Source organism: Mammaliicoccus sciuri (assembly GCF_025561425.1).
In the GTDB taxonomy this organism is placed as follows: Bacteria; Bacillota; Bacilli; order Staphylococcales; family Staphylococcaceae; genus Mammaliicoccus; species Mammaliicoccus sciuri_A.
Genome location: NZ_CP094824.1, coordinates 2,305,912 through 2,330,757 on the forward strand (window position 1 = coordinate 2,305,912; position 24,846 = coordinate 2,330,757).

The window sequence follows — 24,846 nt, forward strand, 5'->3', positions numbered from 1 at the left end:
TAATCTTCAAGCTTTCTCTAACAATCCCCCGTGGAAACAATAATATTATATACATTTAAAGTAATTATATGACAATTCAGACATTTAATCATAAAATATTATTTGTACGACTTTTGATTAAATAGAATCTAATTTTCACAGGAGGTTACTTATGGTTCCAAAACATATTGTTTCAGCTGCTTGTATTGTCTTAAATGACGAAGATAAAATATTACTCATTAAAGGTCCTAAACGTGGTTGGGAAATGCCTGGAGGTCAAGTTGAATTGGGCGAACCTTTATATGAAGCGGCAATTCGCGAAGTTAAAGAAGAATCTGGTGCTGATATCGAAATTATAAGATTTTGTGGTATTTTCCAAAATACGAAAAGTTCTATCGTCAACACATTATTTTTAGCACGTTATACAGGTGGCACGCTTCAAACGAGTGATGAAAGTTTAGAGGTAGGCTTTTTTACTTATGATGAAGTTATGAATATGGTTACTCGACAAACATTTAAAGAAAGGTTCGAGTACTGTTTAAATCGTACTGAACCTTTTGTTGTTTCATTTTAATATTCTTCTTTTAAAATGCTATAAATCAATGAATCTCTGTAGCCATCTTTAAGCTTAATATCTTGTCTTAAGATGGCTTCATGTTTCATACCTAGCTTTTGTAGAACAATTTCAGATGCTGTATTTCGAATATCTGTTGATGCCCAAATTCTATTAAGTTTCAATACTTTAAAACCATATTTAATAATCGTTCTACCAATATCCGTTGCGATACCGTTACCCCAATAATCAGGATGAATGACATAACCAAGCTCTCCGCTTTTATTCTTCGTATCACATACTAACTGCACTGCGCCAATGACTTTATCATGTTCTGCATCTACTATGACGTTGTACATCCAATTTTCATCTCGATTTAATAACATCTCAACAAATGGTTCTGTTTCTTCATAAGTTTGTGGCTCCCATGCTTGATACTGACTCACTTCAGGTAAAGCATTATATGCATGAATATCTTCTATATCTAATCGTTTCAAATCCCTAGTATAGTAATCCATTTAAAATCCTCCAATGATGATATGTAATTTAATGATTGGGAATATCTTATCATAATTTTTAAACTATACAGAACTATTCTTATAAGAATACTAAACTTTATAAAAAAATAAAGTGCTAGGACATTAAATCATGCCCTAGCAATAAACAAATTATCTATCTAATTTTACATGTTTATACTCTTTCGTACCTACGTAATGAATGATACGCCCGTGTACTTCTTTTTTCGTTAATCTCGCTTTACCTTTTTGATAAAGTGGTATAACCATCGCATCATTCAATAACATTTCTTCTCCTCTAGCGAGTTCTTTCCATCTCTTGTCTGGATCTTGAAGTAATGAAGATTTACCTTCGTTGATAATTTTGTCGTATTCAGGGTTATTATATCCCGCTTCGCCTTTAGTTGTTTCACTATGGAATAAATCTAAAAATGTCATTGGATCTGGATAGTCTGGTCCCCAACCTGTAATTGCTACATCATAATCACCTTTTTTAGTCAGTGCTATTTTCTGTTTGTTCGGTTGTTGTTTAATCGACATTGTTACACCAGGTAAATGTTTTTCAACTTGTTCTTTGAAATACTCTGCATCTTTTTTAGCATTATCTTGATCATATGTTAAAAATTCTATATCTATTTTATCTTTGCCTAATGCTTTTTTAGCTTTTTTCAATGAAGCCTGTGCTTTTTTAACATCATACGTATAAGGTGCATTGACTAACTTGTTATAATCTTCTTTTTTCTCATTTGTAAACACTTTTTCAGGTGTAAATGTATCTATCGGTTTAGAACCATCATTTAAATTATGTTCTACGTAAGCTTTTTTATCGATTGCTTGTGCTAGCGCAGCACGTAAATCTTTATTTTGTAAGTCTTTATTCGTTTGCGTATTAATTTGAATATAATAAGTAGTAGATTCTAACTTTGTCTCGAAGCCTTCTTTATCTTTGTTAGATTCGACATTTTGCGAACTTAGTTCTGTTGTATCCACTTTATCATTATTATATAAGTTCAGTGGAATATGTCCATATAATTGTGTAATAAAAAAAGAGCCACATATAGCTCACTTTGGTACAATGTAATCGACTAAGAAAAAATTGTAGAGGTGACTATATATGACTCAATTAAATGTTAACTTAGATTATGAAGAATTGGCAAGTGCTATTTTTGGAAGTGATATGAATGCGTCTATGAAAACAATAGCTATGACTGTCATAAATGCATACATGGAAATGGAAAGAGACAAGTATGTTAATGCTGGATATAAACAAAAGAATTCAGGAAGAAACGCACAACTTAATGGCTATTATGAGCGTGATTTCCTGATGCCTATTGGCAATCTGACATTAAAAGTTCCAAGAACACGTGACGGTGAATTTACAACTGAAGTATTTAATCAATATTCGCGTTCTGACCAATCGCTTATTTTAGCGATGACAGAAGCATACATTAATGGTGTTTCAACTAGAAATGTTAATAAAATTGTGGAATCCCTAACGGGAAAATCTGTGTCTAAATCAACTGTTTCAGGCGTAATAAAAAACCTAGATCCTGAAATTAAAGAATGGGCTGGTAGACCTATTGTTAGTCATCAGTATAAGTATGTATTTGTTGATGCTATGCACATTAAGGTAAGAGAGAATAATAAAATTTTTTCTAAAGGTGTTTATATCGCTATGGGTATCAACGAAAATAGAAAACGCGACATTATTGGCTTTAAAATTTCTAATCAAGAGTCAGAATTAGCTTGGTCAGAGTTTTTTGAAGACTTAAGAATGCGTGGTTTAACAACACCTGAACTTATTATCTCTGATGCGCATTCTGGACTTATTAAATCTATTAAGTCACAGTTTATTGATTCATCTTGGCAACGTTGTACATTCCATTTTCTTAAAAATATTGTAGAGAGATTTCCTAAAAAGAACTCTAAAGAAGCTAGAATGTTACTTAAATCAATATTCCAAGCACCAACATATCGTCACGCTGTTCAGCTCAAAGATGAATTCATTGCACAATATGAAAGTAATCCTAAGTATGTGGAAGCTATTAAAATATTGGATGAAGGCTTCGAAGATGCCTCACAATTCTATAGATTTCCTGCTCAACATCATAAAAATCTAAGAACTACTAATTCAGTTGAAAATATTAATATGCAACTCAGAAAACGAGAAAAAATAGTTAAAACATTCCCTAATCTAGATTCAGCTTTTAGATTAATTGGCGCAGTACTTATGGATATTCAAGAAAGATTTGATAAGTCTAACAGACCATTTATCGCTTAATTAAGCTACTTATTTTTTAAAAAATAAGTAGTGATCAAACAACTATATCTGTTTAAACTTCAAAACATATATAGTTGTTCGATTCATTAAAAAACCAAAGGTTGATTACATTCTAAAGATATTACACAAACATATGGACTTGACTGATATTTTTATTTATCGGCCTGGAAATTGCGTTTTCGGGTCGATATTTTTATTTATCGACCTGGTAATCTCGTTTCTGGACCGGTAATTTTTTTATCGGTCCATATTTCTCATTTCTGGACCGGTAATTTATTTTTATCGATCCATATTTCCCATTTCTGGACCGGTAAATTTTTTTATCGGTCCATATTTCTCGCTCCATTCTCTTCACTCTATTTCATATCTCATCATGTCTTCATCATAATAACCTTTTCCATCTAATATTGCATTAGGTTCGGTAGCATATTTGTCAAAGCCGACTTTATTATAAAATTCTACTGCGCGTTGATTATTAGAAAGGACACTTAAATCAATGTATTTTAAACCTGTTAACTTGGATGCTTCAATAATCAATTTATTGACTACTTTCTCAGCAATACCTGTACCTCGATATTCAGGATGACAATACATCGCCACTAAATTACCTTTATGATGCATCTTCTTAACCGCTTCTCTATAAAAATTAGCTACACAAATCAAGTTTTCATCTTCAAAGCCACCTATTGTAAATTTTGTATCACTACATTCTAATCGCTGTTCAAATTTACTAATCGGATAGTTTATTTCAATATCATATAAAGACGCAAACGCAGATGGATCTGTCTGCAAACTTAGTAACCTAAGACTCCAAAATGCATTTACATCATTTTTATTTAGTAACCTTACTTCCATCCCACCACTCCTTTATTTTTCTTTATACCACCTGATTGCTTGTTGTTCTAAATTTTTAACATATGATTTTTTTGCTTTACTATAACCAGCTGTTTCATTATATTCTCCAGCTAATTTTTCTTTATAGTTACTATATTCTATAGCCATTTCTCTATGTTCTCTTAGATAATCTCGTAATATTAAATGTCTGTCTATTTGGTACTGCACCCCTAAAGTTAGAGTAAAAAAATAACTTTAGGGGGTGTTTTAATATGACAAAATATAGTGATGAATTTAAGTTGAAAGTTGTAAGAGATTATCTAGATGGCCATTATGGTTATCGAAAATTAGCTAAAAAATATAATATACCTGATAAAATTATTATACGAACATGGGTAAAAGCCTTTCAATCATTCGGTGTAGATGGCATTAAAAAGAAACAGAAAAAGACAGTTTATTCTGTTACATTCAAAATAAATGTATTAAACTATATGAAAAGAACAGGCGATTCCTTCCAAGATACAGCGATTAAATTTGGCCTAAATACCCCATCTATTATTGTGCGATGGAAAAAGATATATGACAAAGAAGGTGTGGAAGGACTCGAAAAGCCGAAAGGACGACCTCCCATGAAAAAGAAGAAACAGAAGAAATCTAATCAAAACCTATCACGAGAAAAAGAGTTAGAGCTAGAAAATGAAAATCTTCGATTAGAGAATGCTTATTTAAAAAAGTTGAACGCTTTTCGAGAGAATCCGAGTGCCTTTCTAGAAAAGCACAAGCAGCAGTGGCATTCGAACTCAAAGAAGAAGGATTCAAATTAAAAGATATCTTAGTAAAGGTTGGTATACCAGAAGCAACCTATCATTACCATGCCAAACAATTACAAAAGGAAGATTTAGATAAAGGTTGGAAGAAAAAGATCATTGAACTTTTTCAAAAACACAACGGTAAATACGGCTATCGTCGTATATATTTAGCTTTGAGAAATCAAGGTTATCTCATTAACCATAAGAAAGTACAACGAATTATGCGAGAACTAGGATTAAAATGTCAAAAATTCACACGTAAATCACGCTATCAATCATACAAAGGTACAGTTGGTAAAGTGGCTGAAAATCGCTTGAATCGTAGATTCCATACATCTATTCGACTTCAAAAATTAGTGACAGATATCACTGAATTTAAATGTGCTGAAGAACAAAAATTATATCTCAGCCCTATTATGGATTTATACAATGGGGAAATCATTTCTTATGGTATATCCAGAAGACCAACATTAGACTTAGTACTTCAATCATTGGATAAAGCAGTTACAATCATTAAGCATGAAGCACCATATCGTACGACGATACATTCTGATCAAGGTTGGCATTATCAGCATAATGCATGGATTAGAAGATTATCGGAACAAAGGATTTATCAAAGTATGTCACGTAAAGCGACGTGTGCGGATAATGCTTCTATGGAGAATTTCTTTGGCATCATGAAGCAGGAAATGTATCATGGAGAAGAACTTGTTAACTATGAAACATTAAAAAGAAGAATTGAGGATTACATCTATTGGTATAACAATGAACGTTTGAAATTAAAATTGGCTGGACGAAGTCCAGTACAATACCGAACTCAATCCAGCCAATTAATAGCATAATGGAAACTCTAACTTTGGGGGGGCACTACCTTTCAGGGTTACTTTGTTCATAAATATGTATATGATGTGTTCGATTAATTCCTCCCTTTCGAATGAGTCTTCTTCCTTTTATTCCCCATTCTCCAGCCAAATCGTAACCTTTACTCAAAAACTCATCATTAAATAAATCAATTTTTTCTATATTTTTTACAATTACCATCATATCTATAACTGGTTTTGCTTTCATACCTTCAATTGATGTACTACCAAAGTGTTCAAAACTAATAACTTCATCTTCTAATATAGACTTAATTATTTTACATTCTTCTAAATACATATTTCTCCAATCTTTATCAAAATCACTCAACCTTACTTCCATCCCACCACTCCTTATTCACTAAAGTAATACACGTTGCCTTCTCCGTCGTAATCATCTAGTTCTGGGTTATGTTTAAATCCTAATTTTTCTGCGGTCTTTATTGAAGGTGTGTTTTCTTTTTTAGTTAATGCTACGATTTTATATTGGTTATTTGTTAATTCTTTGACGTGCTCGATTATTTTTCTACTTGCTTCTGATACGAGTCCTTGTTGTGTTTCTGCAGCTTCTATTCGATAGTAAATATTCAAATATGTTTGTCCTAATATTTCTTTATACTGCAACCCACATACGCCAAACGGGAGATAATGGTCTTTTTTTAATCAAGACGTAATATCCAAATCTATGGTCTTCATAATGTTTAATCCATTGATCTAATGTTTCTCTAAAAGCTTCTATTGTTGTTACTGGACCTGCTGGATTGTATTTTTGATTTGCTGGATCATGATGAACTTCAAATAATTTTTCAAGATATGTATATGCTGGGGGTACGAGCTTGATTCTTTCCGTTTCTAATATCATTGTAATGACTCCTTTTTAGTTACAATTTAGTTATTTAATATTATAACATTAAGCATCTCATATTGGGAGGTCGTAGATATTTTTATGCATACAAAAAAGCATGAGCAGTTACTTATGCTCATGCTTTTAACTTATACTGTTGATAGTTGCCATTTGTAAGGCTCGTTTAGTTTTGTCCAATCTGCATCAATTTCTTCTGAATTCAATAAACATTGATCTAATGCTTTTGTAATTTCTTCTTTATTTAAGTCACTACCGATAACGACAAATTGTGTTTCTCTGTCTCCATATTCTGGATCCCAATCAGCTTTAATTTCTGGTCTAGAAGCAAAGATTTCTTGTTTCTCTTCTTCTTTCATTGCATCAACCCAGAATGTAATTGGATGAATATTTACAAAAGAACCTGCCTGAGAAAATAGACATGCCACGTGATTATATTGAGCTAACCAAACAATACCTTTAGCTCTTATAATATTCGTTGGCATATTTTCCATCCATTGATTAAATCTTTCTGCATGAAATGGTAGTCTTCTCTTGTAGACAAATGATGAAATACCATATTCTTCAGTTTCTGGCGTATGATTCGCATGACCACCTTCAGTTAGTTCTTTAATCCACCCAGCTGATTGACTTGCATCTTCAAAATTAAATAAACCTGTATTGAGCACTTCTTGAAGCGGTACATCTGCATAACTTGTCTTGATAAATTTCGCTTTAGGCTGTAACTTTTTCAAAACGATTTCCAATTGCTTTAAATCCTTTTCTTCTACTAAATCAGCTTTATTTAAAATAAGTACATCACAAAATTCAATTTGGTCAATCAACAAGTCTGAAATAGAACGTTCATCTTCTTCACTGACGCCTTGGTCTCTATCTTTCAACAAATCTTCAGAATACATATCATGAATAAATCTATGTGCATCTACAACTGTAACCATCGTATCTAAACGACATATACTAGTTAAATCAATGCCTAATTCATCATCTATATATGAGAATGTTTGGGCAACAGGTACTGGCTCTGAAATACCAGTTGATTCTATTACGATTTGATCGACATCTCCTCGTTTAGCTATCTTTTCGACTTCTATTAATAAATCTTCTCTTAAAGTACAGCAAATACAGCCATTCGATAATTCTACTAATTTTTCGTCAGTTCGTGAAATACCTCCGCCTTGTATGACTAAATCTTTATCTATATTAATTTCACTCATATCATTTACAATGACTGCAATTTTTAATCCTTCTCTATTTTTCAAAATATTATTGAGCAGCGTTGTCTTTCCAGATCCTAAATAACCACTCAATACTGTAACTGGTATTTTATTCAACACTTTTCCCCTACCTTCTATCTATTTATCCCATATAAACCAAAAATCTTACCAACTTGATTTTTTCAATCCAGGTATTTGACCTTTATGTGCGTATTCTCTTAAAGCGATTCTAGACATACCGAATTTTCTATATACACCTCTTGGTCTGCCAGTTACTTGGCATCTACGCGTAATACGTGTAGGAGAAGCGTCTCTCGGTAATTTTTTCAAACCTTCGTAATCTTTATTAGCTTTTAATTCTTCACGTTTTTCACGGTATTTTTCAACCATTTGAATTCTTTTTTGCTCTTTTGCAATTTTTGACTTCTTCGCCATTTTACATACTCCTTTTACTATTAAAATTTTTTGAAATAAATCATTTAGATATAAAGAGTGAGACGGTAAATGATGTCTCACTCTTTTGAAATCGTATATTAAGTAAGTAAAGTAGCCATCTCATTTTCGGAGGTAAATCGTAATGACTACGTTTTAACTATAATACATGAATTTTTATTTGGCAAGAGCAAATTTTTATTTTTCACGAGGATTTCAAGTTTAAGTTAGCCACCTATAATGACTGAGGTGTACACAAGGGTTAACCGTATTCGAACCTGTTGAGGATTGATTGGTTTTAATCAATTAATACTCAACAGGTAACCAAAGCTAAGACTTTAGCTTTGGAAAGATTCATACAGATTGAGGTGCTTTAAACTTTCTGCCATATTATGATGAGCTGTGTTGTAATTTAAAGTCTTTCTAGGATAGTCATTCATATATTGTTGTATGGCTTTTATGAAGCGTTTTTGAACATTGGATAAATCATGTGCTTTTGGAATAAAACGACGAATCATTTTATGTTGGTTTTCACTTGTCCCACGTTCATATGATGAGAATGGATGTGTGAAGTATATTTCTATCATATGGCCAAATTCTTCATACAGCGATGCAAATTCTGAACCATTGTCAGATGTGATAGATTTGAAGATTTTTGGTGCTTTTTCGCCTAAGGAGTCAAATAAGTTTTTCAATGCGTGAGACACTGCATCAGCACTTTTACTCTCTATTATTTCTAGTATTTCAAAACGCGTTTGTCTCTCAACAAGTGTTAAGATAACTGGCTTTGACTTGTCTTTAGTTCCTATTACGGTATCTATTTCCCAGTGACCAAAAGACTGACGTGATTCAATTTCACTAGAACGTGTCTCAATACTTGGACCGAGCACTCGACTGTGTGGATGATTATGGTAGCTATTCTGAGTAGAATGACGTCTTTTTAATTTTTCTAGTAGATCAATATTCTTAGTTTCCATGATTTGTTGATCTATCCAAGCATATACTGTCGTTGTTGAAGGGATTTTTTCTCTTTCAAAACATTGTTCCTTGTGAGCATATGCCACGACTGCTTCAGGTGACCAGCGTTTCTTTTTCATGAGGTGATCTGCCCATGGAATAAATAATGGGTTCTTCTTCCATAAGGGCTGAGCACCACATTGTTGTCTGTTTTGTCGATAACGTTGTTGACCTAGTGAAGAAAAATAAATTTGCGTCTCATATTCATAGACTTTATGTTGCTGTTTTTGTCGTTTAATTTGACGTGTTGTTCCTCGATGAATTTCGTTATTGATTGTTTGAGGTGCACGTCCTAATTCACGCGCGATTGCACGATTTGAAAAACCTAAATTTTTAAGTGTTTCTATTTGAACACGTTCTTCATAACTTAAGTGTGTTCCTTTATGGTTTGTCATGTTAGAATAAGTATGTGTCATGTGAATTCATTCCTTTATTGATTTGGTCTGGTAGCCTCAATAATAACATGAAATTCACGTGGCGTTTTTTTGTCTAAAGGTGGCTAAGTTGATTATAAAATCCACCATTTTTATTTTTCATTTAGATTTGATAATTAGAATCGAAAAAAACAGAGTCTAAGACACGTAATATGTCCCAGACTCTGCTTATCTCTATTCAACTTTCCATACATTAAATCCATGTAATTGGCTGTTTGCATCATATTTCAAATCTTCTTTACCATAAAAAGTATAGCTTTCGCCTTCTTCAAGTTTTTTATGATCATAATCTATAATATAATATGACACTTTATCGTCGCCACTACCTTTTGTAACTTCGACGATTTTATCACCTGCTTCACTATAGCTAATTTTATCAACCTTAGCATTTGTGATTTTTAACAATTCGTTATGGCTATATGTTTCATTATTATACTTGTCATAATTAATCTCTTTAGAATGGTTCATTTTTTTCTGAACATATTCATTCGCTTGTGCTTCTGCTACGTGATCATCGAATTTAATTTTTGAATGATTATCTTGGACAGGTTCAGTTGAAACAATTCCAACAGCACAACCTAAAGTTAAAAAGAATAATATAATGGTACTTAGCAACGGAATCCTGAACCTAGTATCTCTAATCGCTTTAACAACCGTCGTGCCTAACATCACAATAAAAGCTATTAATACTACAACTCCAATAACGCTAAATATAAAACTTTCCATTTTCATTACTCCCTTGATTTATTCACTATCATATTTGTACATATTAGGACATCTCAGCTAATATTTCATCTATTTTGTTTCAGTTTTCGAAATAAATCAATATTATGTTAAAGTATGAAAGCGTTAACCCAGTTGCTATATCAAGGATAGGTAAGTATTAAATTTTTTTATTGAAAAGTCACTGTTATTCTTTAAAATTAATATCTTCTAACACTTTTTCTACCGCTTCTTCTTGTAATTATTAGTATGATTGGTCTCTTGCTACTATTGTTTGATATCCAAATCTAATCAATCCATATAATACTCCCTCATTCCCGAAATAGGTATTCACTTAATTTTTGTTTTTTCCTTCTTCATTCCATTGTTGATATTGTTTGATCATCTTATGAATGTTGCCTTCATAGTAGTTTTCAACTAAATCAACTATTGCTAAAAAGCTTTTCCAGTAATGAAACATAACATATGCATTATCATTACTTTTATAAATTTCATATGTGAATGATTCTAAATTATTTTCATCATATTGTGATTTGTAATAATTAAATAATTCTGTTTCATACTGTATAATTTCTTTAAATTCTTTGTCATTATATAAATAATACCTTGGTAAGAAAGTAACTAATCCTTCTTCAAACCATAAGTCATCTGATGATATGTCAAGATCATCAAATTCTGTTAAAAAGAAATCGCAATGGTGCGTAATTTCATGACCTAATATGCACAATATTTCTTTTTCTAAATAGTTATTAAATATGTTTTGAGTCGTTTCAGACATGTCACTTTTGATTTGACCATTTAAAAAGGTCTTCCAGCTTTCTTTTTCAATATTCATAAATATGCCTTTTTCATTTGTAAACGCTGGTACATTCTTCTTAAATACATGCGTCATTACATAATCACTAGTCCATATGACATGTTCTGGCATGTCATTTAATTCGTAATCTTTTTTCAGAATATCAATATAATTTTCAATTTCATCTATAAAATATTTTGCTATATTTTGAGTTTCTTCCGTATCATTTATTTCATCCATCATAAAAATAGATTTCATGTGTCTATCCCCTTACAAATATCAATAAATATAGCATTAGTATTCATATTATAACAATATTCATTATCTTTTTATTCAATTGAATTAATTTCTACTTCATACTACGATCAATGCGCCTTTTATTGGTTATCTTTCTGGTAAAATCTTTGCTTTACCTTAGCATCAGGAAGCTTTGTCTTTACATAAGCGTATTTCTTTTTCATAAATGGATTTAATTGATCTGATACACCTTTAATCTCACTTGAGCCAGATGTACTAAATATAACAATTAATACACAACAACATAAAATGACAAATATATTAAAAAACAATACCTTTTAATAAACCTTTCAATGTTATCTCTCCTTTCAAGTAAAATGATAGCATCATCTCACTTGAAATAGTCCTAACATTGTTGTCACAACAGGCTTCTAAGCTTACAATTTTGTAAGATTAAGTCTCTCTTATTAAAATACTGATGTGAACCCAAATATTTGAACTAAACAAATCAAAATATTGGGGTGCATTCTAATGAGGAAAAAATATGAATTTAAATTCAAACTAAAACTTGTAAAAGAATATTTAGAAGGACATCAAAGTTATAGAACAATTGCTTTAAAATATGGTATTTCAAGTTGGTCTGTCCTTCGGATTTGGGTCAATCAATATAAAGAGTTTGGAGAAGAAGGTTTAGAAATAAAAAGTAGAAATACTGTTTATACTAGCGAATTTAAATTATCTGTTTTAAAATTTAGACAAGAAAATATGTTGTCTTATCAAGATACTGCGAATCACTTTAGAATTATTAATCCTATTATCATTGCCAATTGGCAACATCAATTTGATGAAAAGTGTCGTCTTGATATAGATAATAAACAAAAGGGACGATCTCACACTATGACTAAAAAACGATCTAAATCAGATAATAAAAATTTACCTTTAAATGAAAATGAACGTGAAGAACTTGAAAGACTTAGAAATGAAAATGAGACGTTAAAGGCAGGTATAGCTTATCAAAAAAGTTACAAGCCTTGACCGACATTTACGGAAGCAAAAATCAGAAATAGTAAAGGTCATTAAGGAACTAAATGAAACATATAATATACGATTAAGTATCTTATTTAAAGTCGCTCAAATAGCTAAATCTGTATACTATTATTGGATAAATAAATTTAGTAAAGCTGATAAAGATGAAACATTGATTCAAGTAATAAAAGAAATATGTGAAGAATCAAACCATACCTATGGTTATCGTCGTGTTACACAAGCACTAAGAAATAGAGGTCTTATCGTAAATCATAAAAAAGTACTAAGAATTATGAAAGAACATAATCTAACTTGTACAAAGTTCACACATAGAGGTCGTAAGTATCGTTCCTTTAAAGGTAAAGTTGGTAAAGTAGCTCAAAATATATTAAATCGTAGATTTAAAACAAGTCTCCCATTTCAAAAAGTCGTAACAGATATTACAGAGTTCAAATTAATGAATGGTCAGAAATTATATTTATCACCTTTTATGGACTTATATAGTTCAGAGATTATCAGCTTTAAAATCTCAAGTCGTCCTACATTAGATATAGTCATCAATCCATTAAAAGAAATGATAAAGCGTCGTCCAAACCTAGATCATCGTTTAACGATTCATTCAGATCAAGGCTGGCATTATCAACATTCACAATACACTAGATTATTAAAAGACCATAAAATATTTCAGAGTATGTCTAGAAAAGGTAATTGTCTAGATAATTCAGTTATGGAAAACTTTTTTGGGTTACTTAAACAAGAAATGTATTATGGCCAAGAATTTAAAGATTTTCAGGACCTTGAACAAGCTATTCATCGATATATCGATTTTTATAATAACGAAAGAATCAAATCAAAATTAAAAGGCTTATCTCCCAAAAATTACAGGAGACAAACCTTTGAAATAATATACTAATTAAGGTTTAGATTTTTGGGTTCAGTACATACACCTAATATATTTCCAATTAACCCTGCTAATGTTATTAATACACCTACACCCGATAGAACAGATGCAATAACCGCTTTTCTATTTTTCTTATTGGTTTCATTAATACTTCTTTCAAGGTTGTTCATTGAAATTGTTAATTTGTCTTGAATAATATTTGGTAAATGATCAATCTTATTGTTCAAAGTATCAAAACGTTCATCAACACGTTTTTCATATTGTTCAAATTCATTTCTCGTAACATATTCTGACATAATGAGCACCTCTCTTTTTTTATATTTTATAATTCATAAATATTATTGTCAAAAACTGTAAAACTAAAATAAGTATAATTTTTCCAATTCACATGATAAAATAATTTTAATTATTTTATACAGAACTGAGGGATATCATGGGTGAAAATTGTGAATTACATATTAGACCTATTAAATTTGAAGATTTAAATAGTATATGGCAGATGGCTTTTAAGGACTCAAACCCTGAATGGAAGTTATGGGATGCGCCTTATTTTCCTCATCATGCTATGTCGTATGATGATTTTTTGCTACAAAAGGATGATTGGATTAATGTTCCGAATAGATGGGCTGTGATATACAACAATGAAGTTATTGGTACGGTCTCTTATTACTGGGAACATGAACCTTCTAAGTGGCTAGAGATGGGTATTTCAATCTATCAATCTGATAATTGGGGGAAAGGCATTGGCACTAATGTCATGCGTATGTGGATTGATCATTTATTCAATACTTTAGATATTGTTCGCGTTGGTTATACAACTTGGTCAGGAAATAAAGGCATGATTAAAATTGGAGAACGTCTTGGCATGACGATGGAAGCTAGAATTAGAAAAGTAAGATATTATAACGGGACTTATTATGACTCTATTAGAATGGGGCTTTTACGAGAAGAATGGCAAGATTTAAAGTCTTAATCTAATACGTCATAATCATCATATGATAATATATTGTGCTTTTACACAAGTTTATACTTTACAAAATAGAACGTATGTTCGTATAATAAAAGTACAATATGACTAGGGTGATTTTTATGTATGACTACAGTTATTGTCTAAATCGGGATATTTTATGCGTGGATTTAAAGAGTTTCTTTGCGTCTGTTTCATGTATTGAGAAAGGTTTGAACCCACTAACGACTAAGCTAGCTGTTGTGGCTGATACGAAGCGTAAAGGTTCTGTTGTCCTGGCAGCTACACCACCTTTAAAAGCAATTGGCATTAAAACAGGTTCTCGTTTATATGAAATACCTCAACGTAAAGATATCTATGTTATTAATCCATCTATGAAGAAATATATGCAATTATCAACACAGATTAGCAAAATTGCTTTGGATTATGTTGCTCCTGAAGATTTTCATCAATACAGTATTGATGAATTCTTTATGGATGTATCAGAGTCTTATCATTTATTTGCGCATTCTCCCTTTTCATTAGCGATGCAACTTCAAGAGCGTATATTTAATTATACTCAGATTCGTAGCACGATTGGCATTGGCTCTAATTTATTACTCGCGAAGCTTTCAATGGATATTGATGCTAAGCATACAAGTCTTGGGATATCAGAATGGCGCTATGAAGATGTGCCGTCTAAAGTTTGGGCCATTCAACCTTTACGAGACATGTGGGGGAATCAATCGACGTACAGAAGCTAAGCTTAATAAGAAAGGGATATTTACAATTGGTCACTTAGCTAATTATCCTGTGGAATATTTGAAGCGGGACTTTGGCGTTATTGGTGTTGACCTTCATTTGCATGCTAATGGTATTGATGAAAGCGTCATTAGAAATCCTCATCGTATATATGATAAATCTCTAGGTAAGTCGCAAATACTTATGCGTGATTACAGTATGAATGAACTTAAGACTGTATTAAATGAACAAGTAGATGAAGTTTACTTCCGTTCTAGAAAGCTCAATTTATACCCTACACGTATTAGCGTGAGTGTTGGTTATGCAGACGTTGGAGGTGTGCGGAAGCAATTTACAAATAAAACGGGATTTATGAATACTTATGTTATCACACAATTATTATGGGATTATTTATCTCAACGGTTAGAACCGGACAGACTTTATAGAACGATTGCTATATCATTTGGCAAATTTATTCCGAACCAAATTAAACAATTATCTTTATTCGACGATCCATATCAAATTAAGACAGAGACACTCGAAAATCATTTAGATTTTATACGTATGAAATATGGCAAAGATGTTGTGATGCGTGGTTCAAGCTTATTAAATAGTGGTACATTATTAGAAAGAAAAGACTTAATTGCAGGTCATAAAGCTTAATATTTATGGAGTGTATAATTATGAAAGAACTTAATATAAACTGGGAAGCAGATTTTATTGAATACCAAACTTTATTATATAGTGGTGTCGATCCAGAATGGTTCTATGCCTGTATTAGAAATGATGTTTTAGTACCAGCATATACAGGACAAGGCAAACAATATTTTTGGACTAAAGATATCCTGGAAGCTCATAAAATAATACCAATATTTTAAAAAAACAACTATTTACTACAATTATTGTTTAATTTTACCAATTATTTTCTTTATAAGTGTTTAACGAATCTTCGCTTTGGATATATATAAAGAAGTGGAAAAATAGGAGGTAATTATATATGGGCTTTATATTAATGTTAATCGTCGGCGGTTTAATCGGCTGGCTAGCAGGTGTTATTTTAGGTAAAGATATTCCAGGCGGTATTATTGGTAATATTATCGCAGGTATTATCGGTTCAGCAATTGGTGGTAAATTATTAGGAGATATGGGACCAGTAATAGGTGGAATTGCAATTATTCCAGCATTAATCGGTTCAATCATCTTAATCTTAGTACTTTCATTCATTTTAAAAGCAATTAAAAAATAGAAAGTACAATAAATATAAAGAAGCATATCACTTAATTAATTTTGTGATATGCTTCTTTTTTGATGCAGATATATCTAACAAATAAAAGCACCACACAAATTTGTGCGGTGCTTATGTCATATACGAATAAATATCTTCAAAACCACTCTAGGTAAATAGCTTTGTAATAATAAAATACCCAACGTATATAACTCTAAACATTATTTTAATAATAATCTAAAGAAATTCATGAATTTTTAACGTTTATTAGAACCTTTACTAAAAAGATTTCTTATAAGTCTCATAATTAAAACTGTACCAACATATCTTAAAATACGTTTTACTATATTTCCCATCCTTATCAGCTCCTCTTACAATATTTCATTTACTATTACTACTTCACTACTTTACCCAATTAAGTCTTTCATTACACATATAAAAACAACCTAAGGCAGTATAACTACCTTAGCTTTAATATAAATTATGATTTTGTATTTAAGTAAATAGTATATATGAAAAATAAATGACGATTGTGCAATAACGCCATCAATATGGAATAAATAAATTAAACTAAGTGCAATAAGTGGTCCAATTATCAACCTACCAATCAACGATCCCATAATCGCTCTATGCAATCATTTCAATTTAATATGCGCTAATTGAGCACCTAATAAAATTAAAGCAATTGCGCAAAACTATCTGAAATTTGATGGATAGGAATAAGAAACACTTGAGATAATTTAATATGCCCTACTTGAAATATAATACCTAAAATCAGTGCGTGAAAAACAGGTAACTTCAAAAAAGAAATGACAATATCTTTTAAACTTTTAGTAGTGGAAAGTAAATTATACATACCATAAGAATACGTACGTAGATTTTGGAAAATAAGCACGAAGATTTGTACAGCAACACCAATAGGATTTTGACTAAAGATTATTTGACTGACCGGCAAAACATAGTTCCCAGAATTCATCAAAGAGATATTATTCTTTAAAGCAGCACTCTCACCTTTTTGAAGATTCAATACTTTGTCAAATAAATTACCAATTAAAATCATAACTAAACTATAAGATACAATATAGTAAAGAACCTTTAACAACAAATCCATCTGAATCGTAATATCATAAATATTCGCAAAAACCGCAACAGGCATTAAACAATAAGTAATAAGTGTAGAAAAATGTTTTAAATTAAATGCAAACTTTCTCTATATCCTCTTTCTCTCTATATTTCTCTTATATTCAAGCTATCACAAATGAATCATAATAAATATGACAAATTTAGTATTTAGAATGAAAAGTTAAAGTTATGAATATAGAAATATAGATAACTAAAGCTTAGGTAGTTTTATTTAAATAAATCACTACCCACACATCTAATCTCATCCGAAACTTCAACTTTATCCTTTATTATGTTTTCTAATAAAACACTAACTTCTTCACAACTAGTTTCTATACTATTCAAGTCTATTTTAGGTGGAAAAGTGTTCATAAACGCTTCTTGAAAATCTTCTTGTAGATCACTATATGCTTTAAACTGATGCAGTTTTTTATTTTCAAATTTAACTTGAAATTCCAATACATAGTCTCTCATCATTTCAAGCATTTGATTAGCATTTATTAAATCATTTCTTTTTAAAGCAATATATAATTTTCTTCTAGCGTACATGAACTCAAATATATCATTTTCATCTACTTTTTTATTATCAGTATTTTTATTAAATTTTTCATTTTCTTCATTCACTTTATTATATAATGACCCATTATCATCATGAACTATTTTCCATAAGGGTGATTTAATGCTCACAAGATTAATTGGTAATAACGAAGAATTAATTTCTAAACCATTTTCAAAAAACGGAGTTATTAAATATATATTTTCTCTAAGTTGCAATTCTTTAATATAGAAAGCTCCCAATTCATAATATAGTTTTTTTATTTTTTCAATCATATGTATTAAGTCACCATTGTAAACAATCATCATATCTAAATCAGAATATTGATCATTGTAGCCTTTTACACCTGATCCAATTTGAATAATTCCATTAACACCTATATTTATTAAATTACTTATTACCTGCTCTCTTATTAAATCTCTTTCCGTCTCTGAATACATTAAACCACTCCTATCTTAAGCATTTATATTTTATTTTTGTTTTAAGAACTAATTCGTTTATTATCAAAACCGACACTATTAAAAGATAACTAAAGCTTAGGTAGTTTTATTTAAATTTTTCCATTCTATAAATACCTTCATCATCTTGAAATTTGATACCATTCTTGAAATCATAACCATACTTTCTATAGAATTCTACTGCTGTAACAGAAGCTGGAATTTCTATACGTTGTGCGCGTTTAAAGTAATAGTCATTTTCAAGGGTTTCTATTATGAGGTTACCAATACCTCTTCCTTGATGATCTGGTGATACAAAAATGGTAAACAAGCTACTTTCAGTTTGGCTACCCCAATACGGGCCAATTGCACCTGTTGCTATTATTTGATTATTTTCTTCAAATATATAAAAATTTGTAAAACTTGCTCTTTCAATTATTGCTTCAGGTGTCATGCTACTCACAACTTTTTTCTATCTCTTCAACTGGTTCGTCTTTTACATTGGTTGTTCTCAATGTGTGAATAATCATTTCACTAACTGCTTTTGCATCTTTTGGATCGAACATTCTAATTTTCATACAATCATCCTTTATATCTCACCAATTTTCTTATATTGAGACAAGTGATTTACTTGATTACATTCTAATATTTCTACTTTAGCGTCTGATATTTTTAACGACGATATGCTACCGTTTGTAAGTTTAATTTTTCCTGTTCCTGTTTCTCCATTTGAATAATGATATAATATGGCATTAATAAAGGCACCATGAGATACGACTACTACATTTTGATTTGGATATTTTTCATGTATTTCAGCCAATCCTTTTAAAATTCTACACTCAATGCTAGACCCATCTTCACTATTAGGGTAAATAAGATCTGGGAATCGTTCGAGTCTTTCAGCTAGCGTCAAACCTTCAGCATCACCAAACGATAATTCAATAAACGCTTCTCTTTCAATCAAATCTACTTTCAATAATTCTTGAACAATTTCAGCAGTTTTTTTAGCTCTTTTTAAAGGACTCGTAATAATCACATCAATCTCTTTATCCTTTAAAGCTACACCACTTTCCTTTGCTTGTAATTCGCCATTACGATTCAAAGGAATATCCGTTCTACCTTGCGTTCTACCTTCCAAATTCCAATCCGTTTCACCATGTCTTAAAAAATATACATTTGTCATCATTCAAACCTCACATTAAATAATTTAAAATCTATTGTATCACTTATAACGGTACATAACACGCTAAATTTCAGTATATATACATTGAAAATTGTGAAGAAAATTTTTGAATTGAACTTAACAATATTGTATAATATTTCCATACAATACAACCATGATAGCTTCCATCATGGACAACACCAAACCCCCTTATTCTCGGAAAATAAGGGGGTTTTTAGTGTGGTTACTCACCTATTATTTTTTGTTCTGCTTGCGTAACCAATTCGCAAATAAAGCAACAATACAACCAATTATAATGGTTGAAACTTTACTGATTACTAATATAAACGCTGATTAATTCGCTTCACACGCAAAGTTATCTTTGTCTCTATCTAGTTTACCATTGTATGCTGGATGTGTACTAGATACGCCATTTGGATATACTTTTCTAAGTGCAGTACAATTTGGATAATATTCTGATTCTGCATTTTGAGAAGTATTTTTTGATGTTTGTGTTGTAGTACTTCCTGTTCCGATTGAACTTTGTGTATTACTTGATGCTGATTGATTAGTTGTAGATTGTTGTGTGCTTGCTTGATTATCTTCAAATGCACTTCCTAAACTCCAAATGCCTAATTTTTCTTCTTTGGCTTTTTCTTGTGCACTTTCTAATTGATCTAAATATCTTGTATTTGGTGGATATACATATGCTACTTTAGCTAATCCTTCTCTAACCAATATTTCATTAAGCATTTTACCGTCTACATATATGTATGCTAAATAACGTTGATATTTATCTGTTTGTCCCCCTACATCAAACTCTATTTCGATTTTATTTGCATTCGTTAACAATTCTTTCATTCTATCTGATGCTTCTTGTCCAAATGGTTGCTTACCTAATCTTGGATGTTTCGTTTCAGGTGTATCAATTAGTAAAAATCTAAATGATTGTTTGCTGCCATTATAAATAAATTTCGCAGTATCTCCATCAACTGTACCCGCTAACTCAACTGGAATTCTGTCAGTCGTACCTGGTTTGTATGTTTTTTCTTTTTCACTATTATCAGTACTTCCATTACTACAACCACTTTCAATAGTTGCTAAGAATAAAATACTTACACATAACAATATAATCTTTTTCATAACACTTACTCCTAGTTGAATATTCACTTGTTAATTATACTAAATTCACAAAAATTTATCGTATGTTTTTATTATCTTGTTCGATTAAATTACCTTACCTTAAAAGATTACATTTATAGCATTTAGAAATAAAAAATGTTCAATGATCTCAAATCAAAAAAATAAAAACACCTTTACGATGGTTTTTAGTCAAATAATCGAAATATTATTCTAAATATCCAGCCTATAGCTCTTGGAACTGTAATAAATATTGCTCTGATAATATCTCCTATATAAAAGAACCCTTCTAAAAAATCTCCAAAAGATAATTTATCAGCTTTATGTTTTTTATTTTCTTTATCCATATGACGCCTCCTATCTTAATTTATAAATGTACAGAAGCAAATTCAACTAGATAATTGATACCTTTTATAAATATATAAAATGCATAAGCCATAGTGCCTAAAATAAATAAAGCAGACATTATTTTAATTTTTTCTCCCTTTTGCCTATAAACGATATGGACGATAATAAACATTGTCATTAAAGAAAGATAAGCAAAAGCCACTGCAGTTAACATACCTACCGTATTCCGCTTCACATGAAAGTGACTCGTAATCCATGAATCATAAAATGCATCTCTAATACCAAGATGCCCAGTATAAAGATCAAAGCCTATTCCTAGTAATATCAGTAAACCTTCAACAATAAATGCCATCAACAATAAGAATGCTTTCATTTAATCACCTTTAGTATTTTAATTAATTCCATAATTAATAAATAACATTTGTTATGAATAATAGTAATATACTTATGAAATAAGGGCAACATGTCGTAACACATTGCCCTTCAAATATTTAAATTAATTTTTAGATACGATTTGATATGTGTACCAAGAATAAAGGAATGGTATTAATACAAGAATTACAATTAAAGTAATCGTTACAACAGTGTTAATCATGTGTAATAAACCTAGAACAAACATCATGAGTCCAACTATTATATAAATTAAAGCTGTAAATCTATGCGTCTTCTTCCATACAAATTCACTAGCTTTCGTCCACTTATTTTTAATCCCCAATGTATTATTTTTCGGTACTTTAGGTAAATAATTACCTATTATAATCAGAAGTACACCAACTAAAACTGGTATTATAAAATTGGCTGAGATTTCATACCCTAGTCCATTACTTATTACAATTAACGTAATGACATATATAAATCCTTGAACTAAAGGATTGAGTAAATCATTTAAAGATCTTATATTAGAAAATTTGCGCTGATCTTTATCTTTAGCAATTTTTAAATTTGTGATGATATAACTAAACAACATAATACCAATCATGACAATAGCTGCTACAAATTTATTAGCTGACCAATTAATTTCTCCATTTGCATTATATTGCATAGGAACACCATGAGGTAGAAACGGAATTGCTATAATCCATTTGATAATAGCAATACAAATAATAAATATACTGAGTTTAGATTGTTTATATATTTCTTTCACTTCAAAAACCCTCTCATTTAGTTTTTAAACTGTATCACCCATTTAATGACTTCCTCAAAAACAGATAAGTTTAAGTGATAATATATATACTTTCCTTGTCTTTCAGAATAAATTAAGTCATTCAGTCTAAGTATTTTCAAATGTTGCGAAACACTAGCTTGGCTCATATCGAAATGACTTGCAATATCACTAGCAGTCATCTTTTCATCCTTCAACATTTCTAAGATTTCTCTTCTTGTTTCATCTGATAAAGCTTTAAAAATATCTTTCATAAATCACACCTTTTTCTTTATCATCATTTAATCATTTAAGTAAATACTTAAATGTTATAATAAAAAAATATATATGTCAACTTCGTAAGTTTAAAGACTATTTAATTAAAAGTTTATGATAAAATAATGATATTCAAAAAACATTCATTCTGTTGAATCAGACGGAGGTACTATGTACTTAATATGTGGGATTACGCTAATACTTATAAGCATTATCATATTTATCTGGGAAGGCAAAAGTATCTTCAATATATTTATATTTGCTTTAGGAATTTTATTAACTTTAGGTTCTTTGTTAAACTTCCTTTTAAATTTAATATAAAAAATATCAATCTTTTCAATAGCTTCACTTTTATAAGCTCTCCTAAAATACCCTTTAAATTCAATGAAAAATACCACTTAATTATAAAATAGTATAGTTATTGTAATATTTCTTTGTTATATTATTTAAAAGGAAATGCTAAAAAGACTTTTAACATTACAACTGAACCTACAATACAGGCGAATATTAGTCTGACATCATCATATAAACAAGGATTTTTAAGTACAATGTTTAATCCGAAAGCAATACTATTTTATGTGAGTATATTACCTCAATTTATTACAAAACAAGTCTGTAGCTTTCTATTTAACTATATAAGATAATTATTTAATAATCACAAATTCAAATCCATCCTCGACTATGCAATCGGCACCGTCTTAATCAGCTTAGCCATCAGTATATTTAGATTGGAGAAATAATTAAAGTCCTGGCTAATTAAATGCTAGGACTTTTTAAGTAACTGTTTTTATTTATTCTTCTACACCTTCCACCTATTAATTGAAATAGACACCATAAATAAAATATAATAATATATAGAAAAAGGGCGACACACATATTGTGTATCACCCAGATGAGCCCGTTAAAAAGACGGTGGCTGATTTAATAGTTGCTAAAATAACCATCAAACTCGTCCAAAGTTAGTGATGGTTATTTTTTTGGTTTTCTTTAATCAAGACTAAAGCAATAACAGTAAAGACTATCATTCAAATCTCATAGTCCGACATGTTATTCCTTTATAACCATAATCTTCTACTATTGTTCATTATCAGAAGATTCTAAAGTATGTTTATTAGATGTGTTATTCACCGTAGAAATACTCGAACTATTAATTTCCCACTTTGCTTGAATCGTCTCAATGTTTGGGATAAAGTTCATTTCCAAAGTATATTTATCATTATCAGGTACATCGTATACGATATACCCAGAGCCTGTATTGTCTTTATTTAGTTGATGTGAGAAACCAACTGCCATATCACTATTACCAAACCATTCTTGATAGTTTTCTCCATTAACTTTCATACTAAAAGCATCATTTTGAATTAATACTTGTTCCTCATTATTATTCTTAAATTTGAAATAAACTTTCAAAGCTTTACCATTATTCGGTGGAAAATCTAGATCATTATTAGGCTTTACAAATTCAGCTTTAACCAATGTTATTTCTACTCCATCATTCTTAACCGTATCACCTAATTCATAAATCTTGTTCGAAATTAGTTTACTCGCTTTATGCAATTCTTCTTTTTCATCAATCTCATCATCTATAGCAATGATTAAAAAAATTATAATCACACCAACAATTGTGAGTGCAGTGATAACTACACCTAAACAACCTAAAAGTGCGTATAGCCAACCATTTCCTCGCTCATTCTTTTGATTTCCCTTATCCATTCCACATTGCTCCTTTAACCTATATCCAATCTATAATACCTATTTTTTACAATTTTAATAGCACTAAATTGTATTTTCAAGATTTACTATTCATTATTATTAAAAACATTAAAATTCATTTATAGTCAGTAAATCCCCTATTAAATTTTTTCATAAAAAAACAATCAATATCACACGATGATATTAGTTGTTTCGAAACGACTTTCTTATTACAGTTATTAGAATTTTAAAATTGCTCAAATAGAATATTGTAGATTATAAATATAAGTTTAGTATCACTATTTTTTATCAGGTTTAAAATGTAGTTCACATGATTTGCAATAGAGAGAATAGCCAAACTTGATATTTAAGAATAAAAAGAATATCGGTATAAGAATAATTAATACTGTAGGAATTATCATACCAATTGGATTAGTTTTATACATACCAGATGTTATTCCACCAAAAATTAGTAGTATAGCTAACGCTACACCGATTCCTACTAAACAACCTAAGCAACTATTTGATTGTTCTACAACAGCTCCTGAATTACATCTTGGACAACGACGCCATACCATATTTCATCACTC

At 30.4% G+C, this 24,846-nt stretch carries 35 protein-coding genes and 2 pseudogenes; 11 read left to right on the forward strand and 26 right to left on the reverse strand.

Features of this window, described 5'->3' with window-relative positions; translation table 11 throughout:
- Positions 1–151 precede the first annotated feature (151 nt).
- Positions 152–553 carry an NUDIX hydrolase gene (locus MUA60_RS11975; RefSeq protein WP_262648400.1) on the forward strand — a complete coding sequence of 134 codons (402 nt, stop codon included), beginning with the start codon at positions 152–154 and terminating at the stop codon, positions 551–553.
- Here the strand turns inward: MUA60_RS11975 and MUA60_RS11980 are convergent.
- Positions 550–1,050 (reverse strand): GNAT family N-acetyltransferase, encoded by a 501-nt coding sequence (locus MUA60_RS11980; RefSeq protein ID WP_262648401.1) that lies wholly within the window; start codon positions 1,048–1,050, stop codon positions 550–552. The two genes, MUA60_RS11975 and MUA60_RS11980, sit on opposite strands and share 4 nt — an antisense overlap.
- Before the next feature lie 150 nt (positions 1,051–1,200).
- Positions 1,201–2,037 (reverse strand): ABC transporter substrate-binding protein, encoded by an 837-nt coding sequence (locus MUA60_RS11985; RefSeq protein WP_262648402.1) that lies wholly within the window; start codon positions 2,035–2,037, stop codon positions 1,201–1,203.
- A gap of 124 nt (positions 2,038–2,161) precedes the next feature.
- On the opposite strand from MUA60_RS11985, the gene MUA60_RS11990 reads away from it, so the two are divergent.
- Positions 2,162–3,328, forward strand: coding sequence for an IS256 family transposase (locus tag MUA60_RS11990; protein WP_262648403.1), 1,167 nt, complete (start codon positions 2,162–2,164; stop codon positions 3,326–3,328).
- Positions 3,329–3,679: 351 nt separating this feature from the next.
- Here the strand turns inward: MUA60_RS11990 and MUA60_RS11995 are convergent, their stop codons facing one another.
- Complete coding sequence (locus MUA60_RS11995; RefSeq protein ID WP_262648404.1) at positions 3,680–4,183, reverse strand: GNAT family N-acetyltransferase; 504 nt, start codon at positions 4,181–4,183, stop codon at positions 3,680–3,682.
- Between the two features lie 12 nt (positions 4,184–4,195).
- Positions 4,196–4,330 (reverse strand): hypothetical protein, encoded by a 135-nt coding sequence (locus MUA60_RS12000; protein WP_262648405.1) that lies wholly within the window; start codon positions 4,328–4,330, stop codon positions 4,196–4,198.
- A 104-nt stretch (positions 4,331–4,434) separates the two neighbouring features.
- Here MUA60_RS12000 and MUA60_RS12005 point away from each other — a divergent pair, with 104 nt between their 5' ends.
- Together MUA60_RS12005 and MUA60_RS12010 are read left to right on the forward strand one after the other, a co-directional pair.
- The gene (locus MUA60_RS12005) at positions 4,435–4,986 is read left to right on the forward strand and encodes a helix-turn-helix domain-containing protein (RefSeq protein WP_025907016.1); all 552 of its coding nucleotides are present in this window, start codon (positions 4,435–4,437) and stop codon (positions 4,984–4,986) included.
- The gene (locus MUA60_RS12010; protein WP_103361549.1) at positions 4,950–5,813 is read left to right on the forward strand and encodes an IS3 family transposase; all 864 of its coding nucleotides are present in this window, start codon (positions 4,950–4,952) and stop codon (positions 5,811–5,813) included. Before MUA60_RS12005 ends, MUA60_RS12010 begins: the two co-directional genes overlap by 37 nt.
- Positions 5,814–5,838: 25 nt before the next feature.
- On the opposite strand, the gene MUA60_RS12015 is transcribed toward MUA60_RS12010, so the two are convergent.
- The 8 genes from MUA60_RS12015 to MUA60_RS12050 all read right to left on the reverse strand — a co-directional run bounded on the left by MUA60_RS12015 (position 5,839) and on the right by MUA60_RS12050 (position 11,564).
- On the reverse strand, positions 5,839–6,171 hold the full coding sequence (locus tag MUA60_RS12015) for a GrpB family protein (protein WP_262648406.1): 333 nt from the start codon (positions 6,169–6,171) through the stop codon (positions 5,839–5,841).
- A gap of 11 nt (positions 6,172–6,182) precedes the next feature.
- Positions 6,183–6,452, reverse strand: a complete 270-nt coding sequence (locus MUA60_RS12020) for a GNAT family N-acetyltransferase (RefSeq protein ID WP_262648407.1) — start codon at positions 6,450–6,452, stop codon at positions 6,183–6,185.
- The gene (locus tag MUA60_RS12025; protein ID WP_262648408.1) at positions 6,442–6,690 is read right to left on the reverse strand and encodes a GNAT family N-acetyltransferase; all 249 of its coding nucleotides are present in this window, start codon (positions 6,688–6,690) and stop codon (positions 6,442–6,444) included. The genes MUA60_RS12020 and MUA60_RS12025 overlap by 11 nt, the downstream gene beginning before the upstream one ends.
- Before the next feature lie 131 nt (positions 6,691–6,821).
- Positions 6,822–8,021 carry a GTP-binding protein gene (locus MUA60_RS12030; protein WP_262648409.1) on the reverse strand — a complete coding sequence of 400 codons (1,200 nt, stop codon included), beginning with the start codon at positions 8,019–8,021 and terminating at the stop codon, positions 6,822–6,824.
- A 48-nt stretch (positions 8,022–8,069) separates the two neighbouring features.
- A complete protein-coding gene (gene rpsN, locus MUA60_RS12035; protein WP_025904347.1) occupies positions 8,070–8,339 on the reverse strand; it encodes a 30S ribosomal protein S14 in 270 nt (89 codons plus the stop codon).
- A gap of 335 nt (positions 8,340–8,674) precedes the next feature.
- A complete protein-coding gene (locus MUA60_RS12040; RefSeq protein ID WP_262647968.1) occupies positions 8,675–9,769 on the reverse strand; it encodes an IS30 family transposase in 1,095 nt (364 codons plus the stop codon).
- Between the two features lie 192 nt (positions 9,770–9,961).
- A complete protein-coding gene (locus tag MUA60_RS12045) occupies positions 9,962–10,513 on the reverse strand; it encodes an NADH-quinone oxidoreductase subunit J (RefSeq protein WP_262648410.1) in 552 nt (183 codons plus the stop codon).
- A gap of 331 nt (positions 10,514–10,844) precedes the next feature.
- Positions 10,845–11,564, reverse strand: coding sequence for a hypothetical protein (locus tag MUA60_RS12050; protein ID WP_262648411.1), 720 nt, complete (start codon positions 11,562–11,564; stop codon positions 10,845–10,847).
- Positions 11,565–12,074: 510 nt separating this feature from the next.
- Here MUA60_RS12050 and MUA60_RS12055 point away from each other — a divergent pair.
- Complete coding sequence (locus MUA60_RS12055; protein ID WP_262648412.1) at positions 12,075–12,578, forward strand: transposase; 504 nt, start codon at positions 12,075–12,077, stop codon at positions 12,576–12,578.
- Between the two features lie 40 nt (positions 12,579–12,618).
- Positions 12,619–13,482 (forward strand): IS3 family transposase, encoded by an 864-nt coding sequence (locus MUA60_RS12060; protein ID WP_262650532.1) that lies wholly within the window; start codon positions 12,619–12,621, stop codon positions 13,480–13,482.
- Here MUA60_RS12060 and MUA60_RS12065 read toward each other — a convergent pair.
- The gene (locus MUA60_RS12065; protein ID WP_262648413.1) at positions 13,479–13,766 is read right to left on the reverse strand and encodes a hypothetical protein; all 288 of its coding nucleotides are present in this window, start codon (positions 13,764–13,766) and stop codon (positions 13,479–13,481) included. The genes MUA60_RS12060 and MUA60_RS12065 overlap by 4 nt on opposite strands.
- 137 nt (positions 13,767–13,903) lie before the next feature.
- Here MUA60_RS12065 and MUA60_RS12070 point away from each other — a divergent pair, with 137 nt between their 5' ends.
- The 4 genes and pseudogenes from MUA60_RS12070 to MUA60_RS12085 all read left to right on the forward strand — a co-directional run bounded on the left by MUA60_RS12070 (position 13,904) and on the right by MUA60_RS12085 (position 16,403).
- Complete coding sequence (locus tag MUA60_RS12070; RefSeq protein ID WP_243539006.1) at positions 13,904–14,443, forward strand: GNAT family N-acetyltransferase; 540 nt, start codon at positions 13,904–13,906, stop codon at positions 14,441–14,443.
- Between the two features lie 116 nt (positions 14,444–14,559).
- Positions 14,560–15,820, forward strand: a pseudogene (locus MUA60_RS12075) (Y-family DNA polymerase).
- A 20-nt stretch (positions 15,821–15,840) separates the two neighbouring features.
- Positions 15,841–16,035 (forward strand): hypothetical protein, encoded by a 195-nt coding sequence (locus tag MUA60_RS12080; RefSeq protein ID WP_037588788.1) that lies wholly within the window; start codon positions 15,841–15,843, stop codon positions 16,033–16,035.
- A gap of 119 nt (positions 16,036–16,154) precedes the next feature.
- A complete protein-coding gene (locus tag MUA60_RS12085; protein ID WP_025904335.1) occupies positions 16,155–16,403 on the forward strand; it encodes a GlsB/YeaQ/YmgE family stress response membrane protein in 249 nt (82 codons plus the stop codon).
- A 497-nt stretch (positions 16,404–16,900) separates the two neighbouring features.
- On the opposite strand, the pseudogene MUA60_RS12090 reads toward MUA60_RS12085, so the two are convergent.
- The 11 genes and pseudogenes from MUA60_RS12090 to MUA60_RS12140 form a co-directional block, all read right to left on the reverse strand.
- Positions 16,901–17,592: pseudogene (locus tag MUA60_RS12090) on the reverse strand (AEC family transporter); the annotation flags it as partial.
- A gap of 140 nt (positions 17,593–17,732) precedes the next feature.
- The gene (locus MUA60_RS12095; protein ID WP_262648414.1) at positions 17,733–18,500 is read right to left on the reverse strand and encodes a hypothetical protein; all 768 of its coding nucleotides are present in this window, start codon (positions 18,498–18,500) and stop codon (positions 17,733–17,735) included.
- Between the two features lie 106 nt (positions 18,501–18,606).
- Complete coding sequence (locus MUA60_RS12100) at positions 18,607–18,951, reverse strand: GNAT family N-acetyltransferase (protein WP_262648415.1); 345 nt, start codon at positions 18,949–18,951, stop codon at positions 18,607–18,609.
- A 1-nt stretch (position 18,952) separates the two neighbouring features.
- A complete protein-coding gene (locus MUA60_RS12105) occupies positions 18,953–19,075 on the reverse strand; it encodes a hypothetical protein (protein WP_262648416.1) in 123 nt (40 codons plus the stop codon).
- Positions 19,076–19,086: 11 nt separating this feature from the next.
- A complete protein-coding gene (locus MUA60_RS12110) occupies positions 19,087–19,680 on the reverse strand; it encodes a histidine phosphatase family protein (protein WP_262648417.1) in 594 nt (197 codons plus the stop codon).
- A gap of 234 nt (positions 19,681–19,914) precedes the next feature.
- Positions 19,915–20,004: a type I toxin-antitoxin system Fst family toxin gene (locus tag MUA60_RS12115; RefSeq protein ID WP_262650624.1), complete on the reverse strand. Its 90-nt coding sequence runs from the start codon at positions 20,002–20,004 to the stop codon at positions 19,915–19,917.
- A gap of 9 nt (positions 20,005–20,013) precedes the next feature.
- A complete protein-coding gene (locus MUA60_RS12120; RefSeq protein ID WP_262648418.1) occupies positions 20,014–20,802 on the reverse strand; it encodes a thermonuclease family protein in 789 nt (262 codons plus the stop codon).
- A 185-nt stretch (positions 20,803–20,987) separates the two neighbouring features.
- On the reverse strand, positions 20,988–21,146 hold the full coding sequence (locus MUA60_RS12125) for a hypothetical protein (protein ID WP_262648419.1): 159 nt from the start codon (positions 21,144–21,146) through the stop codon (positions 20,988–20,990).
- Positions 21,147–21,166: 20 nt separating this feature from the next.
- On the reverse strand, positions 21,167–21,520 hold the full coding sequence (locus MUA60_RS12130) for a hypothetical protein (RefSeq protein ID WP_262648420.1): 354 nt from the start codon (positions 21,518–21,520) through the stop codon (positions 21,167–21,169).
- A gap of 123 nt (positions 21,521–21,643) precedes the next feature.
- Positions 21,644–22,291: an SdpI family protein gene (locus MUA60_RS12135; protein WP_262648421.1), complete on the reverse strand. Its 648-nt coding sequence runs from the start codon at positions 22,289–22,291 to the stop codon at positions 21,644–21,646.
- A gap of 17 nt (positions 22,292–22,308) precedes the next feature.
- Positions 22,309–22,563: an autorepressor SdpR family transcription factor gene (locus MUA60_RS12140; RefSeq protein WP_049319759.1), complete on the reverse strand. Its 255-nt coding sequence runs from the start codon at positions 22,561–22,563 to the stop codon at positions 22,309–22,311.
- A gap of 435 nt (positions 22,564–22,998) precedes the next feature.
- On the opposite strand from MUA60_RS12140, the gene MUA60_RS12145 reads away from it, so the two are divergent.
- Positions 22,999–23,208, forward strand: coding sequence for a LysE family transporter (locus tag MUA60_RS12145; protein WP_262648422.1), 210 nt, complete (start codon positions 22,999–23,001; stop codon positions 23,206–23,208).
- Between the two features lie 430 nt (positions 23,209–23,638).
- Here MUA60_RS12145 and MUA60_RS12150 read toward each other — a convergent pair whose 3' ends face one another.
- Entirely contained in the window at positions 23,639–24,277 is a 639-nt protein-coding gene (locus tag MUA60_RS12150; protein WP_262648423.1) for a DUF4352 domain-containing protein, read from the reverse strand.
- A gap of 278 nt (positions 24,278–24,555) precedes the next feature.
- Positions 24,556–24,834, reverse strand: a complete 279-nt coding sequence (locus tag MUA60_RS12155) for a hypothetical protein (protein ID WP_262648424.1) — start codon at positions 24,832–24,834, stop codon at positions 24,556–24,558.
- Positions 24,835–24,846 lie beyond the last annotated feature (12 nt).

Bases quoted from the DNA above. Each gene is read 5' to 3' on its own strand.
- MUA60_RS11975 (WP_262648400.1), top strand. From the start codon at position 152: ATGGTTCCAAAACATATTGTTTCAGCTGCTTGTATTGTCTTAAATGAC.
- MUA60_RS11980 (WP_262648401.1), bottom strand. From the start codon at position 1,050: ATGGATTACTATACTAGGGATTTGAAACGATTAGATATAGAAGATATT.
- MUA60_RS11990 (WP_262648403.1), top strand. From the start codon at position 2,162: ATGACTCAATTAAATGTTAACTTAGATTATGAAGAATTGGCAAGTGCT.
- MUA60_RS11995 (WP_262648404.1), bottom strand. From the start codon at position 4,183: ATGGAAGTAAGGTTACTAAATAAAAATGATGTAAATGCATTTTGGAGT.
- MUA60_RS12000 (WP_262648405.1), bottom strand. From the start codon at position 4,330: ATGGCTATAGAATATAGTAACTATAAAGAAAAATTAGCTGGAGAATAT.
- MUA60_RS12005 (WP_025907016.1), top strand. From the start codon at position 4,435: ATGACAAAATATAGTGATGAATTTAAGTTGAAAGTTGTAAGAGATTAT.
- MUA60_RS12015 (WP_262648406.1), bottom strand. From the start codon at position 6,171: ATGGAAGTAAGGTTGAGTGATTTTGATAAAGATTGGAGAAATATGTAT.
- MUA60_RS12025 (WP_262648408.1), bottom strand. From the start codon at position 6,690: ATGATATTAGAAACGGAAAGAATCAAGCTCGTACCCCCAGCATATACA.
- rpsN (WP_025904347.1), bottom strand. From the start codon at position 8,339: ATGGCGAAGAAGTCAAAAATTGCAAAAGAGCAAAAAAGAATTCAAATG.
- MUA60_RS12040 (WP_262647968.1), bottom strand. From the start codon at position 9,769: ATGACACATACTTATTCTAACATGACAAACCATAAAGGAACACACTTA.
- MUA60_RS12045 (WP_262648410.1), bottom strand. From the start codon at position 10,513: ATGGAAAGTTTTATATTTAGCGTTATTGGAGTTGTAGTATTAATAGCT.
- MUA60_RS12050 (WP_262648411.1), bottom strand. From the start codon at position 11,564: ATGAAATCTATTTTTATGATGGATGAAATAAATGATACGGAAGAAACT.
- MUA60_RS12055 (WP_262648412.1), top strand. From the start codon at position 12,075: ATGAGGAAAAAATATGAATTTAAATTCAAACTAAAACTTGTAAAAGAA.
- MUA60_RS12065 (WP_262648413.1), bottom strand. From the start codon at position 13,766: ATGTCAGAATATGTTACGAGAAATGAATTTGAACAATATGAAAAACGT.
- MUA60_RS12070 (WP_243539006.1), top strand. From the start codon at position 13,904: ATGGGTGAAAATTGTGAATTACATATTAGACCTATTAAATTTGAAGAT.
- MUA60_RS12080 (WP_037588788.1), top strand. From the start codon at position 15,841: ATGAAAGAACTTAATATAAACTGGGAAGCAGATTTTATTGAATACCAA.
- MUA60_RS12085 (WP_025904335.1), top strand. From the start codon at position 16,155: ATGGGCTTTATATTAATGTTAATCGTCGGCGGTTTAATCGGCTGGCTA.
- MUA60_RS12095 (WP_262648414.1), bottom strand. From the start codon at position 18,500: ATGTATTCAGAGACGGAAAGAGATTTAATAAGAGAGCAGGTAATAAGT.
- MUA60_RS12100 (WP_262648415.1), bottom strand. From the start codon at position 18,951: ATGACACCTGAAGCAATAATTGAAAGAGCAAGTTTTACAAATTTTTAT.
- MUA60_RS12105 (WP_262648416.1), bottom strand. From the start codon at position 19,075: ATGAAAATTAGAATGTTCGATCCAAAAGATGCAAAAGCAGTTAGTGAA.
- MUA60_RS12110 (WP_262648417.1), bottom strand. From the start codon at position 19,680: ATGACAAATGTATATTTTTTAAGACATGGTGAAACGGATTGGAATTTG.
- MUA60_RS12120 (WP_262648418.1), bottom strand. From the start codon at position 20,802: ATGAAAAAGATTATATTGTTATGTGTAAGTATTTTATTCTTAGCAACT.
- MUA60_RS12125 (WP_262648419.1), bottom strand. From the start codon at position 21,146: ATGGATAAAGAAAATAAAAAACATAAAGCTGATAAATTATCTTTTGGA.
- MUA60_RS12130 (WP_262648420.1), bottom strand. From the start codon at position 21,520: ATGAAAGCATTCTTATTGTTGATGGCATTTATTGTTGAAGGTTTACTG.
- MUA60_RS12140 (WP_049319759.1), bottom strand. From the start codon at position 22,563: ATGAAAGATATTTTTAAAGCTTTATCAGATGAAACAAGAAGAGAAATC.
- MUA60_RS12150 (WP_262648423.1), bottom strand. From the start codon at position 24,277: ATGGATAAGGGAAATCAAAAGAATGAGCGAGGAAATGGTTGGCTATAC.
- MUA60_RS12155 (WP_262648424.1), bottom strand. From the start codon at position 24,834: ATGGTATGGCGTCGTTGTCCAAGATGTAATTCAGGAGCTGTTGTAGAA.